Here is a 13836-nt window from a genome sequence, read left to right on the forward strand (position 1 = left end):
TTTTCATGAAACGGATTTATCTGGCTTTATTACTGATAATAGCGGCACAAGGCACCGTGCGGGCGCAATATGCAGCCTTTGTGAACAGCGGCAGGATCACCTTTGAACGCAACGTGAATACCTTTGCCGCCATGCAGATCTTCCTGAAGGAAACCAAACAGGTACCGGAAGACCAGCTAAGTTCCACCATGCAGCAATACCGCAGCAGGGCTCCCCAGTTCTGGGCGGATAGCTTTGAATTGTATTTTGATAAAACACATACGCTTTATCAGCCGCAGAACCCGGACATTGATTTTTCAAAAACCTTTGCCATTCCCGTGGCCTATAAGAACCAGGTGTACAGCAATTTTGAAACAAAAGAAGTGCAAACCATCAAACAGGCTTTCGAGAAATCCTTTTTTATAAAGGATTCCCTGAAGAATATAAAATGGAAACTCACGGATGAAACCCGGGAGATCGCGGGCTATCAGTGTCACCGGGCCAATGCCTTGTTCTTCGATTCCATTTATGTGGTTGCTTTTTATACCGATGAGATCCTTACGAAAGGAGGACCCGAATCGTTTAACGGCCTTCCGGGTATGATCCTCGGCATTGCTATTCCCCACCAGCATATTACCATTTTTGCCAAAACCGTTACCGGTACCGACACGGCGCCCGACAAATGGAAGCTGCCGGTGCAGGGAAAAAACACCCTGGTAAACAACAAAGAGTTTAATACCACCACGGCCAAAATGCTGAAACAATTTGGGCTTACCTCCCCCTGGGTACAGTTCTTTATGGATCTGTAGCGGCCGTTTTAAAAGACGCAATAAAATCCGGAAGGTCTAAGTGGATGTGTAGGTGTTCCTACCGATAGCGATCGTTTTAAACCTTTGTCAACCTTTCAGTACGGGTCAATTTTGTAACACCATTTTCTGTAGCAAAAAAAAATGCTACAAAATTTTATACTACAAATTTGCCTTCGGCTTTGTGGCCTTATGGTTATGCGTAAATGGTTCGCCGCGGCAGACAGAATGGCAAGGCCATAAACGAGCGATGGCTGCCCGTTGAGACAACCATCTTTAAAATCGTTGAAATGCATACCCCGTATGCCGGGGAGTTATGGCACTATGAAAATTCGTACCCGATATCCCGGCGATAGTACATACCATCAAAACGGATCTGCTCCAGGATCTCCTTTGAGCGGTTAACGGCTTCTGTAACCGTGGCACCAAATGCCGTGGCGCATAACACCCGCCCGCCACTGGTAACCACCTGTCCTTCCGCCTCCTTGGTACCCGCCTGAAACAGGATGGCATCATTCAGCGGCTGATCCAGTCCGGTTATTTTAAATCCCTTTTCATAATCCCCCGGGTAGCCTCCGCTTACGGCCATTACGGTTACAGCGGTACGCGGATCTTCCTCGATCGTAATTTCAGCCAGCCGGTGTTCGGCAGCGGCCTTACACACGGCCGCAATATCATTTTTCAGCCGGGGCATCACCACTTCTGTTTCCGGGTCGCCCATACGGCAATTGTATTCGATCACAAACGGATCATCTCCTACTTTGATCAGGCCAATAAACACAAACCCGGTATAATCAATTCCTTCTTTGGAAAGTCCGTCAACCGTGGGTTTCATAATGCGGTCAGTTACCTTTTGCATAAAACCGGCGTCTGCAAACGGCACCGGGCTTACCGCACCCATGCCACCGGTATTAAGTCCGGAATCCTTTTCACCGATGCGCTTATAATCTTTCGCCTGCGGCAACACCACATATTCCTTTCCGTCGGTAACCAGGAACACACTCATTTCTATTCCCGATAAAAATTCCTCCACCACTACTTTACGGCTGGCCTCGCCAAATTTTGCTTCCTGGATCATGGCTTCAAACTCGGCCACCGCCTGCTCGTTGGTCTGACAGATCACCACACCCTTTCCCGCAGCCAGTCCATCGGCCTTTAACACCACCGGCAGTGCATGCGCCTCCAGGTACCGGATCCCTTCTTCATAATTTGCTTCCGTAAATTCTTTATAAGCGGCGGTTGGTATCTGGTGCCGTTCCATAAAGGCTTTTGCAAAGGCCTTGCTACCTTCCAGCTGCGCGCCAAACTGCGAGGGTCCGATCAGCGGTATCGCCTTCAGTGTGTCATCTGCCAGGAAAAAATCCCGGATCCCTTTTACCAGGGGTTCCTCGGGCCCTACCACCACCATTTCAATTCCGGTTTCACGGCAAAATGCGCCGATGCCTTCAAAATCATTCACACCCAGGTTTATGTTGGTGCCCAGCACAGCCGTTCCCGGGTTTCCCGGGGCAATGAACAGTTCATGATTACCCCGCTGTTTCATATTCCAGGCTAAAGCATGCTCCCGTCCCCCGCTTCCTAAAACCAGTATTTTCATTTTTTTGCTTTTGATCAATATTAAGGGCGGAAAGATAGCTATAAAATGAAAAAAAAAGGTGATTCCGGATTTTTCTGTACTTTGGCCGGTAATTTTTAAATAGAAAATATATGACTCAGGTACCCGCCAAAGCGAAACATCACCGCTCGCTGTTTGTGTTATTTATTACCGAAATGTGGGAACGTTTCGGATACTATTTGATGGTTGGAATTTTATTTCTTTACCTTACGGATAACAAAACAGGGGGAAAGGGATTTGATAATAAAACGGGTGCCGACATTGTGGGCACCTTTATTGCATTGGTGTATTTAACCCCCTTTATTGGTGGCCTGCTGGCCGACCGGTATCTCGGGTACATCAAATCCATTTTTTTAGGCGGTATCCTGCTGGCGGCCGGTTACATCGGGCTGGCCATACCCGGTGATACGGCGATGTTCGTTTCACTGGGGCTGATCTGTATCGGCAACGGCTTCTTTAAACCCAATATTTCTACCATCCTTGGTAATATTTATAATAGAGAAGAACTGAAGCCATTAAAAGATAATGCATACAATATTTTCTATATGGGCGTGAACATCGGCGCCCTTTTCTGCAATTTTGCGGCAGCCTATTTACGCAATACCTACGGCTGGGGCTATGCCTTTGCTGCTGCAGGCGTGGGCCTGATCCTGGGACTCATCTGGCTGGCCACACAGCTGAAGCATGTAAAAGAGGGCGATATCAAAAAGCCCCTGGAAAAAGAAGACATGCCCATGTCAAGGATCATGCTCTACGTATTTTTACCCGCGATCGTAGCCGCGGTCATCGGCTGGGTTATTCCGGGAAACATCTTCGGCTCTGACACAAACGATGCCTTTATGTTTGCCTGTGTACCCGTGATCATCTTTTATGTAAACATCTGGCGTAAAGCTGCGGGATCCGATAAGCGGTCGATTGGAGCCTTGCTGTTCATTTTTGCCATCTCCATTATTTTCTGGACCATCTATAACCAGAATTCTACCGGTCTCACCATCTGGGCACAAACCTATACCGACCGTAAAGTAAGCGGCACCACAGAACAAATTGCAGGCAAGCTGGGCTTCCTTGAAAAAGTAACGGACAGCCTGCGGCAAACCGATAAAGTAGACGGCCATTTGATTGCGGTAACCGATACCAGTTCGGTAATACAGGCTGTAAAAGGCAAGGACCTCCTGCTGGCAAACGGCAACCTGGTAGACTCCGCCACAAGGATCGTTCAGGTACAGGGGCCCGATCCTTATTATAATAATGTACCGCCATCCGAATGGCCCCAGGGAAAAACCGAACGGCTGGCCAATACCGAACTGTTTCAATCGATCAATCCGTTTTTTATCGTAGTGCTTACACCCATACTGGTAGGGTTGCTGGTATGGCTCCGGAAACGGCGCAGTGAGCCCACCACCTCGGCTAAATTTGGCCTGGCCCTGTTCATTTCCGGCCTTTCGGCCCTGGCAATGGTATTTGCAGTAATGTCTGTGCCTTCGGTTTACACGAATAAAACGGCCGCTTACTGGCTGTTTATCACCTATTTTGTATTTACGATCAGCGAGATCTTATTGAGCCCGATCGGCTTGTCGTTCGTATCCAAACTTTCCCCTCCCCGGCTTACCGCGCTCATGATGGGCGGTTGGTTCCTCTCCACCTCGCTGGGCGGAAAGGTGGCCGGTGTAATGGCCAGCCAGTGGGATCATTTTGCGGATAAAAAGATTTTCTTCCTGATCATTGCAGTGGCCGCCTTTATCGGAGGCATCTGGATCTTCGCCCGGATCAAATCATTAAATGCGATTGTAAAGGAGCGGACGGGTTCTGCCTGATCTGCCACCGGGCAAATAACCATCTTAAAGACACGTAGTTCCTTACTGCGTGTTTTTTTTAGTTTATAAACGATCATTTGTTATCTTTCGCCCCTGAAACAAATTGGTCATGTGGAAAAGACATCCCCGGGCGCTGCCTTTTTTATTTTTTAGTGAGATGTGGGAGCGCTTTGGCTTCTATCTGTTGCTGGGTATTTTTACGTTTTACCTGAAGGATGCCACCGGTGGCTTTGGCATGGACGAAAAAGAATCCGCCTCCCTGTACGGCACGTTTATCGCACTGATCTATTTTACACCCTTCCTCGGAGGATTGCTGGCCGACCGTAAAATGGGTTACTGTAATGCCATTATCATCGGCGGGCTGCTGATGGGTGTGGGCTATTGCCTGATGAGCGTACGCTCCGTACCCATGCTGTACCTGGCCATGACCCTCATCATTATCGGCAACGGGTTCTTTAAACCCAATATTTCCACCCTGCTGGGCAATGTATATTCTACCTCCCAATACCAGGATAAAAAGGATGAAGGATATAATATCTTTTATATGGGGATCAATATCGGCGCCTTTATCTGTAACTTTTTCGGAGCGGCCCTTTATACTACCATTGGCTGGGGCGCTGCTTTTATCGCAGCCGGTGTGGGTATGTTCCTGGGTGTGATCATTTTTGTGATCGGTAAGCCGCACTACAAAGCATTCGATACCCGCAAACCGCTGAAACAGGGGGATATGTCCATAGGCAAAATATTCGGACTGGTGGTATTGCCGGCCCTGGTTTTTGGAGCCGTTGGTTACCTGATAAAAGGTGCCGACGGGGCTATTTTCGACAGCAGCAGTACGGATGCCTTTATCTTTGCCTGCTTCCCCGTTGCGGTATTTTTTATCGCACTCCTGCTCCGGAGCCCGAAAGAGGAACGGCGCCCCATGGCAGCACTGCTTTCGATCTTTGCCGTGGTGATCCTGTTCTGGGCCATTTTCAAACAGAACGGCTCCGCACTCAATACCTGGGCCAGCCGGTACACAGAACGGCATGTGGAAGGTACCACGGGAACGGTCCTGAATGCGCTGAAACTTACCGAAACCATCCCGTATAAAAAAGATTCAGTTACCCTGCTCGACCACCAGTTCCGGAAAATAAAAGAGGACGGGAAGGAAGTAAAAGGGCTGGATTATCCTTCTTATTTTAAAAATATGAACCGAGCGGAAACCCCGCTGAAGGACGGCGACCAGGTAAAAGCCTGGGCTCCCTCACTGTCGCAATCCATCAATCCATTCTGGGTGATCGTGCTTACTCCGTTGCTGGTAGCCTTCTTTACCTGGCTCCGCAAAAAAGGAAAGGAACCTTCCACGCCCTCCAAAATAGCCCTGGGCCTGCTGGTTTCGGCGATGTCGGTACTGGTGATGGTGCTTGCCGTAAAAGCCGGTAACAATGGTGCAGAAAAAGTAAGCATCTGGTGGCTGATCGGCAGTTATGGCATCATTACCGTTGGGGAACTGTTTTTAAGTCCCATGGGATTGTCGCTGGTATCCAAACTGAGCCCGGTGCGCATCACCTCCCTGATGATGGGCGGCTGGTTCCTGTCTATCTCCATCGGCAACAAGCTCAGCGGTATTCTTTCCAGCAAATGGGATGAATATACCAATAAAGAAAGCTACTTTTGGCTGAATTTCGTATTGCTTTTTAGTGCCGCATTGTTCCTTTTTGCCATTTTAAAATGGCTGAACCGCGTGATGAAGGAAAAAGGCGTGGCATAGAGCAACGATAGCAAGCAGCCGGATCACAACGCAATTATCATTTTTAAGAATATCTATGCAGGAAACAAAATCTTCATTTAAGCCCTTTGTGCCGGATGACGCCCGCGTGGCGGAGTTTACATTAAAATCGGTGCTTACCGGTGCCGCCTTCGGAATCATATTTGGCGCTGCCACGGTGTACCTGGCATTAAAAGCCGGGCTTACCGTATCGGCCTCTATACCAATTGCAGTAATTGCCATTACCCTGGGTCGCAAATTTTTAAAGACCACCATCCTTGAAAACAACATCATTCAAACAACGGGCTCCGCCGGTGAGAGCATTGCGGCCGGCGTGGTATTTACCCTCCCCGGTTTTTTGTTCCTGAGCGATGGCAGCGGCGAACATTTTTTTAATTATATGACCATCCTTACGCTGGCCATTATCGGTGGTATATTGGGTACCCTGATGATGATCCCGCTCCGGAAATCATTGATCGTAAACGAACATAAAACCCTGCCCTACCCGGAAGGTACGGCCTGTGCCGATGTATTGAAAGCCGGGGAAAAGGGTGGCAATTTTGCCAAGACCGCTTTCTGGGGACTTGGCTTTGCCTTTGTATATGCCGTGCTGCAGAAGATCGTACACCTTATTGCGGAAACGCCTGCATTTATTACCAAACAAACGAACCGGTTTTTCCCATCCGCAAAGGTCAGTGGTGAAATCACCCCTGAATACCTGGGTGTGGGTTATATCATCGGGCCAAAGATCGCGGGCGTACTGGTAGCCGGTGGTGTGCTGGCCTGGCTGGTATTGATCCCGCTGTTATCATCCGTAGTGTCGCCCGACCTTATTGCCAGTCAGCTGGTAAAATTAGGCTACCTCGCCAATACCGCAACCGCGGGCGGCAAGGGCGGCTGGGATCCCGTGGCCAAAACATTTGATGATTTTTCTTCCGCTGTGTATTATGCCTATATCCGCCAGATCGGCGCGGGTGCAGTAGCTGCCGGTGGTTTTATTACGCTGATCAAAACCATTCCCACTATTGTTTCCTCCTTTAAAGGAAGCCTGGGTTCTATCAAAGGCGGTGCAGCTGCAGCGGCTTCGGTTAAACGTACGGAGCGCGACCTGAGCATGAAAGTAGTGGCCCTGGGCAGCCTGGGCCTGGTGATCCTGATCGCTTTACTGCCACAGATACCCGGACATACCATTCTTCAAAAATTACTGATCGGCATCCTGGTGGTGATCTTCGGCGCCTTCTTTGTAACCGTTTCTTCCCGTATTGTAGGCCTGATCGGTTCTTCAAATAACCCCATCAGCGGTATGACCATTGCCACATTGATGGGTACCTGCCTGATTTTTATTGCCGTGGGCTGGAGCGGAAAAGCGTATGAACCCATGGCCCTGGTGGTGGGCGGATTGATCTGTATTGCCGCGGCCAATGCCGGAGCCACATCGCAGGATCTGAAGACCGGTTATATTGTGGGGGCTACGCCCAAATACCAGCAGCTGGCCTTGTTTGTAGGTGTAATCGTTTCTTCCATTGTGATCGGTCTTACCGTGAACTTCCTGGATAAACCAACCGCCGATATGGTGGCAAAAGGCGTTACCGAACATGCGATCGGTTCCGAATATTATCCTGCACCACAGGGTACGCTGATGGCTACGCTGGCAAGAGGGATCCTTTCCTTTAACCTCGACTGGCAGTTTGTACTGGTGGGTGTATTTATTTCTATAGTGCTGGAACTCTGCGGTGTAAAATCGCTGAGCTTTGCCGTAGGTGCGTACCTGCCATTGTCGACCACATTGCCCATCTTCATCGGCGGATTGATCCGTGGTGCCGTAGATAAAAAAGCCGGTAAGGCTGCAAATCCTGAAGAAGAGGAATTAGGCCGGGGCAATCTTTTTGCTACCGGACTGGTGGCCGGTGGTGCGGTTGCCGGTGTGGTGATCGCTATTCTTTCCGGGTTTGATGGCCCCGCCGCCGCCTTAAAAGCGGTGAACGCAGAACATGGACTCAGTACTGCGCTGGGAGAAGGCGGTTATTACGTATTGGGCGCACTGGCTTTTGCCACTATGGCCTTCGTTTTGTACCGGGTGGGTCTTTCCAAGAACAAGGAATAATATTCCTGCATATTACAGCCATCCGGGTTATACATATTACCGGCGCGCTGTGTTGGGTTTATTAAGTACCTTAATAAATTGTTTACCAAAAAAGTTCCGGCTGTAATGCGTTGCAGCCGGAACTTTTTTTTCAGGTCACATAGGGAAGTTGCAACGTTGCACTAACCAGCCAGCCAACGACAATCATCTGCAATGCAGGAGCGCACCCGTAACATGCGGGATTGATATAGACCCGGCGCGCCATATTACCGCCGCGCTGCGGCTAAGACGTTTCTCCGGCTTTCCAGGTTACAAATATTAACGGCGCGCTGCGCCTGCCGGCAGGTGGGCCTCTTTGTTCATTAGGCACTATTGAATGAATAAATGTAAATAAAAAAATCTCCAGCGTGTTCCAGCCCCAACTTTTTTTATCACATATGGGGATGAAGAAAAGCTGTGGAGCAGCGTTGACCGCCTAGCCAACGATAATAAAAGGTAACACTTCCGGCTTTCCAGGTTACAAATATTAATGGCGCGCTGCGCCTGCCGGCAGGTGGGCCTCTTTGTTTATTAGGTCCTATTGAATGAATAAATGTAAATAAAAAAACCTCCAGCGTGTTCCAGCCCCAACTTTTTTTATCACATATGGGGATGAAGAAAAGCTGCAGAGCAGCATTGACCTCTTAGCCAACGGCAATAAAAGGTAACCGAGGTGCAGCGCACCGGTAATCTTGTAATGACATCACGCTCTATTTGAATGCATCATTTTTCGTTTTCATATCACAATGTTAAAGGCACTTCCGTTTCAAATAGGAGTGTTCTTTTTTTTATGTCCCTTATTTCTGCTGACATATAGCTGTCACAATCCCGTATTTTCTTTGTATCATTAAAATATGAATCATGGAAAAACTGGATCTTACAAAACAATACCGGCACTATTTTACGGCAAAGCCGGAACCGGCACTGGTAACGATCGAAGCCGCCCAATTCCTGTCTGTCACCGGCAAGGGCGATCCCTCCGGTACATCCTTTAAAAAACATATCGAAGCCCTGTACAGCACCGCTTATACGTTGAAGTTCGCCTGCAAGGCCCGCAACAAGGATTTCGTGGTTTCAAAACTGGAAGGACTCTGGTGGTTTGATGAAAGCCGGTTCCGTGTACAAACGGCTGCTGAAGCTTCGCTGAAAGTACCCCGGAGCGAGTGGGAATACCGCCTGCTGATACGGCTGCCGGATTTTATCACCAAAAAAGAAGTACAGGAAAGCCAGGAAGCCGTGCTGCTGAAGAAACAACTCATCGAAGTTCAATTCCTGGAGTTATTCAGCATGGAAGAAGGTTTGTGTGTACAATTGCTGCATCAGGGTCCCTTTGCCACGGAACCGGAATCACTGGAAAAGATCACTGCATTTATGCAGGAGAAAAATCTTTCCCGTAACGGCGTACATCATGAGATCTATTTATCCGATTTTAATAAAACAGCTCCTGAAAAACTGAAAACGATTTTAAGAGAACCGGTAAAATAACCGTTCTCAATTGCCGGGTATATTTAGTTTATTGAAAAAATTGCTAAAGAACAGCAGCTGGTATTGGATGGCATTGCGCCAATAGGCCCAGTCATGCCCGCCGGGATAGGTACTATAGCTGTGCGGAATTTTTAACCGCACCATTTTTTCGTGGAGTGCGTTGTTCGTTTCGTAAAAAAAATCATCCACCCCGCAATCAAAGATAATGGCTACGGAATCACGCGGATATTTTTCAATCGCATCCGCCACGGTGATCTCCTTCCAGTCGAAACCGGCGGCACCCGGATCGCCGATCCATGTTTGAATGCCCCATTTTTCCGCAAACGGCTTTATGTCTACCCCGCCACTCATGCTGCCACAGGCCCCAAAGGTAGCGGCATGCCGCAGCCCCAGAAACAAACCGCCATGGCCGCCCATACTTAAACCCGTAATGGCCCGGCCAAAGCGGCTTTTCTGTGTTTTATAATGCGTGTCGATATAGTCAGGAACTTCTGTACCGATATAGGTTTCATACTGCACGGCCGGGTTCATGCGGCTATTAAAGTACCAGCTGTCCTTACTGCCGTCCGGACAAACAATCAGCAACTGGTAACGATCGGCATGCGCTTTCAGGTCCGGCACACGGATGATCCAGTTCGCATACCAGCCATCATAACCATGCAACAGGTAAACCACCGGGAACTGTTTCCCTTCCTGGTAATGCTGTGGCAGTATGACCACGCAATTCGAACTTTTTTTCATCGCCTTGCTATAGATACTTACGGTATCAACCGTGGCCGCATGTAAGCAACCGGCACTCCAAAGCAATAGCAGCAGGAAAATAGCCTTTCTCATTTTTATTGATTTTTTGAGAAGGTGTATTTAAAAAAAATGATGTAAGCTTCCTTCGCTACATAAACGCATCCGATTCCCGGTATGCCGCAATCAGCCGGTCTTCCCCAGCTTTTCCGGGGTGTAAAATGCCATGCTCCATTCCCAGCACTCCTTTATAGCCCTTTTCGTAAAGCCATTTGAATACGTTCTTGTAATTGATCTCTCCCGTTGTGGGCTCTTTTCTTCCGGGGTTATCACCGATCTGGATATAAGCGATTTCGCTCCAGGTCAGTTCCATGTTTTTAATAAGATTGCCCTCATTTTTCTGCATATGGTAGATATCGTACAGGATCTTACAGGAAGGGCTGTTTACACCCCTGCAGATTTCGTAGGTTTGAGCAGAAGTGCGCAGGAACAAATCCGGCGTATCACTCAGCGGCTCCAGCACCATTACGATCCCATGCGGTTCGAAGATTTCTGCGCCTCTCCGCAAGGCATCGATCACATTGCCCGTTTGCACTTCAAGCGGAAGATTGCGCTGAAAATCGCCGGGTACCACCGTTACCCATTTAGCGTTGCACCGTTTGGCCACTTCAACCGATTGCCGGCAACCGTCCAGGAAAATATCCAGGTGTTCCTTTTTATTGGCGGCCAGGGTATTGGCGCCGTTGCCACCTTTGGGCACTACAAAAACCCCCATGCGCATATTCAGTTTGGCCAGGGTTTCTCCTATTTTCGACTGCATTTGCGGCGTTCTGCCGGTCATACCGTTGTCTTCAATAGAGCGGAAACCTTTGTCATACATATACTTTATCTGGTCGATAAAGTCCTTACCGGCGCTGTTACCAAACATGCCGTCGTGGGGAGCATAGTCCATATGAAAGGTCTTATCCGCTTTTACTTCTTTCGCTGATCCTGCCCATAAACTGGTTCCCAGCCCCAGGGCACTCATCGTTAGTACATTGTTTTTTACGAAATTTCTTCGGTTCATTGTGGCAAATTTTTTCGAACTAAAAATAGGAAACTTTAATATTTATAAAAAAGATTTAGGAATTATTTTCGTTTTGTGCTATTTTGGAACCCATTTAATTGTGAAACTGAAAATTTACTTAACTTCGGAACGATGAAAAAATTGATTGCTGCAGCATTGCTATGCGCTGGTGCAGGCGCACTTGGTGCTCAGGAAAAAAAGGATACCGAATTTAAAAAATATGAACAGTCCATTCCCGGTTCATCTGTAAAGTTCACCATGGTCCCTATACCCGCCGGCTCCTTTAAAATGGGAAGCGCTTCCGGCAATACGCCCAAAGATGCCGATGAACAGCCACAGGTAACCGTAAAACTGGATGCCTTTTATATGGGCTCGCACGAAGTGAGTTTTGATGAGTATGCCCTTTTTCAATACGACGAAAGTTTGGGTCAGAATGTAGATGCCGATGCGGTTACAAGGCCTACTGCCCCTTATATTGATCTTACATTGGGCATGGGTAAGGAAGGCGGATTTCCGGCCAACAGCATGCAACAGCGAGCGGCCATCATGTATTGCAAATGGCTTTATACGAAAACAGGCGTTTTTTACCGGTTGCCTACGGAAGCGGAATGGGAATATGCCGCCCGCGCCGGCAGCACCACGCCCTATTTTTTTGGAGCCGATGCAAAGCAGCTGGACGATTATGCCTGGTACGCCAAAAACAGTGAGGATAAATACCATAAAATAGGACTCAAGAAACCCAATCCATGGGGGCTGTATGATATTTATGGCAACGTGGCCGAATGGGTGCTGGATCAATACCAGGCAGATTATTATAAAACCCTGGGTAAAGAAGCCGCCAACCCTACACGGCTGCCCAGCGCCAAAAATCCGCGCATTGTAAGGGGTGGTAATTATAAGGATGATGCTGCTTCATTGCGTACTGCCAACCGGACCGAATCGGATCCGATCTGGAACCGTCGCGATCCGCAGATCCCGAAAAGCAAGTGGTGGAATGCCGATGCGCCCTTTGTAGGATTCCGGCTGGTACGTCCGGCAAAACAGCCCAGCGCCGCTGAGATTGAAAAATTTTTCTCAACATATATCTTATAATTTCCAGCGATTAAATACCATAATAATGAATCACAAAACAACAAGAAGAGATTTTGTAAAAAACAGCTCTCTCATTGCCGGTGGTTTGCTTGCCGCTCCTGTTATGGGCAATGTAAATTTCTTTTCCGGTGCGAAGGGAGCAATTAAAATAGCCCTGATCGGCTGTGGCGGCCGGGGCACCGGCGCTGTAACACAGGCATTATCCACCAAACAGAATGTAAAACTGGTGGCGATGGCCGATGCTTTTAAAGACCGCCTCGACGGCTGTTATAAAACCATTACCTCAAAGGACGACAGCGGGATCAGCGCAGAAAAGATCGACGTACCCGAAGCGAATAAATTCACCGGGTTCGATGCTTATAAAAAGGCCATTGCCCTGGCAGATGTGGTAATCCTTACCACCCCTCCGGGATTCCGCCCCATTCATTTTGAAGAGGCCGTAAAACAAGGCAAACATATTTTTACAGAAAAACCCATGGCCACCGATCCGGCCGGGATTAAAAAAGTACTGGACGCCGCCGAAATTGCAAAACAGAAAAAACTGAACGTAGTGGTAGGACTTCAGCGCCGCTACCAGGATTCTTACCGCGCGTTGTTTGAGCGGAAGGATATGATCGGTGAAATCATTTCCGGTCAGGTTTGGTGGAACAATGCCGGCGTTTGGGTAAAACAGCGGGAACCACAGCAAACAGAAATGGAATACCAGATGCGGAACTGGTATTACTTCAACTGGCTTTGCGGGGATCATATCAACGAGCAGCATATTCATAATATTGATGTAATGAACTGGTTCAAAAACGCCTATCCGGTAAAAGCGCAGGGTATGGGCGGCCGCCAGGTAAGAACCGGCAAACAATACGGAGAGATCTACGATCATCATTACGTGGAATTCCATTATGCAGATGGCTCTATCCTGAACAGCCAGTGCCGGCATATACCAGGTACTATGAGCAAGGTAGACGAACTGCTGGTGGGCACCAAAGGATCCATTTTCTGCGATCAGGCAGTGATCAAAGACCGGTCTGGAAAAGTACTGTATGCTTTCGACAAAAAGAACGAGCGCAATCCTTATCAAACCGAGCATGATGAACTGTTTGAGGCGATTGCAAAGGGTGACTATAAGTTTGACAATGCCGAGTATGGTGCCAAGAGCACGTTAACGGCAATCATCGGGCGTATGGCTACGTACAGCGGCCAGGTGATCGAATGGGATAAGGCGCTGAATTCCGGTATCGATATCATGCCTAAAGAGTACAGCTTTAATGCCACCCCACCTGTTGTTCCGGATGCAGATGGCTTCTACCCGATTGCCACACCCGGTAAAACAAAATATTTTTAGCGCTGCAAACGCATTAATAAAGCCGGACGT

10 protein-coding genes are annotated in these 13836 nt (G+C 48.4%); 7 read left to right on the forward strand and 3 right to left on the reverse strand.

Annotated features, from left to right (window positions below; genetic code table 11):
* Positions 1-5: 5 nt before the first annotated feature.
* Positions 6-788, forward strand: coding sequence for a GLPGLI family protein (locus LQ567_RS12870; RefSeq protein WP_231004922.1), 783 nt, complete (start codon positions 6-8; stop codon positions 786-788).
* 319 nt (positions 789-1107) lie between these two features.
* Here LQ567_RS12870 and purD read toward each other — a convergent pair whose 3' ends face one another.
* The gene (gene purD, locus LQ567_RS12875; RefSeq protein WP_231004923.1) at positions 1108-2382 is read right to left on the reverse strand and encodes a phosphoribosylamine--glycine ligase; all 1275 of its coding nucleotides are present in this window, start codon (positions 2380-2382) and stop codon (positions 1108-1110) included.
* Between the two features lie 110 nt (positions 2383-2492).
* On the opposite strand from purD, the gene LQ567_RS12880 reads away from it, so the two are divergent.
* The 4 genes from LQ567_RS12880 to LQ567_RS12895 all read left to right on the forward strand — a co-directional run bounded on the left by LQ567_RS12880 (position 2493) and on the right by LQ567_RS12895 (position 9571).
* Complete coding sequence (locus tag LQ567_RS12880) at positions 2493-4214, forward strand: peptide MFS transporter (RefSeq protein WP_231004924.1); 1722 nt, start codon at positions 2493-2495, stop codon at positions 4212-4214.
* Between the two features lie 109 nt (positions 4215-4323).
* Entirely contained in the window at positions 4324-5967 is a 1644-nt protein-coding gene (locus LQ567_RS12885; protein ID WP_231004925.1) for a peptide MFS transporter, read from the forward strand.
* Positions 5968-6022: 55 nt separating this feature from the next.
* Positions 6023-8068, forward strand: coding sequence for an OPT family oligopeptide transporter (locus tag LQ567_RS12890; protein WP_231004926.1), 2046 nt, complete (start codon positions 6023-6025; stop codon positions 8066-8068).
* A gap of 879 nt (positions 8069-8947) precedes the next feature.
* Positions 8948-9571: a GyrI-like domain-containing protein gene (locus LQ567_RS12895; protein ID WP_231004927.1), complete on the forward strand. Its 624-nt coding sequence runs from the start codon at positions 8948-8950 to the stop codon at positions 9569-9571.
* A gap of 6 nt (positions 9572-9577) precedes the next feature.
* Here the strand turns inward: LQ567_RS12895 and LQ567_RS12900 are convergent, their stop codons facing one another.
* Positions 9578-10405 carry an alpha/beta hydrolase gene (locus LQ567_RS12900; protein WP_231004928.1) on the reverse strand — a complete coding sequence of 276 codons (828 nt, stop codon included), beginning with the start codon at positions 10403-10405 and terminating at the stop codon, positions 9578-9580.
* Positions 10406-10460: 55 nt separating this feature from the next.
* Positions 10461-11375: a hydroxypyruvate isomerase family protein gene (locus LQ567_RS12905; RefSeq protein WP_231004929.1), complete on the reverse strand. Its 915-nt coding sequence runs from the start codon at positions 11373-11375 to the stop codon at positions 10461-10463.
* 132 nt (positions 11376-11507) lie between these two features.
* Between LQ567_RS12905 and LQ567_RS12910 the strand changes: the two genes are divergently transcribed.
* A complete protein-coding gene (locus LQ567_RS12910) occupies positions 11508-12467 on the forward strand; it encodes a formylglycine-generating enzyme family protein (protein ID WP_231004930.1) in 960 nt (319 codons plus the stop codon).
* 25 nt (positions 12468-12492) lie between these two features.
* Positions 12493-13806, forward strand: coding sequence for a Gfo/Idh/MocA family protein (locus LQ567_RS12915; RefSeq protein ID WP_231004931.1), 1314 nt, complete (start codon positions 12493-12495; stop codon positions 13804-13806).
* Positions 13807-13836: the final 30 nt, after the last annotated feature.

The organism is Niabella pedocola, assembly GCF_021044425.1.
Lineage (GTDB): Bacteria > Bacteroidota > Bacteroidia > Chitinophagales > Chitinophagaceae > Niabella > Niabella pedocola.

What these genes read in the sequence shown, in the direction of transcription:
- purD (WP_231004923.1), bottom strand. Translation starts at nt 2,382, where the DNA reads ATGAAAATACTGGTTTTAGGAAGCGGGGGACGGGAGCATGCTTTAGCC.
- LQ567_RS12895 (WP_231004927.1), top strand. Translation starts at nt 8,948, where the DNA reads ATGGAAAAACTGGATCTTACAAAACAATACCGGCACTATTTTACGGCA.
- LQ567_RS12910 (WP_231004930.1), top strand. Translation starts at nt 11,508, where the DNA reads ATGAAAAAATTGATTGCTGCAGCATTGCTATGCGCTGGTGCAGGCGCA.
- LQ567_RS12915 (WP_231004931.1), top strand. Translation starts at nt 12,493, where the DNA reads ATGAATCACAAAACAACAAGAAGAGATTTTGTAAAAAACAGCTCTCTC.
- LQ567_RS12880 (WP_231004924.1), top strand. Translation starts at nt 2,493, where the DNA reads ATGACTCAGGTACCCGCCAAAGCGAAACATCACCGCTCGCTGTTTGTG.
- LQ567_RS12905 (WP_231004929.1), bottom strand. Translation starts at nt 11,375, where the DNA reads ATGAACCGAAGAAATTTCGTAAAAAACAATGTACTAACGATGAGTGCC.
- LQ567_RS12870 (WP_231004922.1), top strand. Translation starts at nt 6, where the DNA reads ATGAAACGGATTTATCTGGCTTTATTACTGATAATAGCGGCACAAGGC.
- LQ567_RS12885 (WP_231004925.1), top strand. Translation starts at nt 4,324, where the DNA reads ATGTGGAAAAGACATCCCCGGGCGCTGCCTTTTTTATTTTTTAGTGAG.
- LQ567_RS12900 (WP_231004928.1), bottom strand. Translation starts at nt 10,405, where the DNA reads ATGAGAAAGGCTATTTTCCTGCTGCTATTGCTTTGGAGTGCCGGTTGC.
- LQ567_RS12890 (WP_231004926.1), top strand. Translation starts at nt 6,023, where the DNA reads ATGCAGGAAACAAAATCTTCATTTAAGCCCTTTGTGCCGGATGACGCC.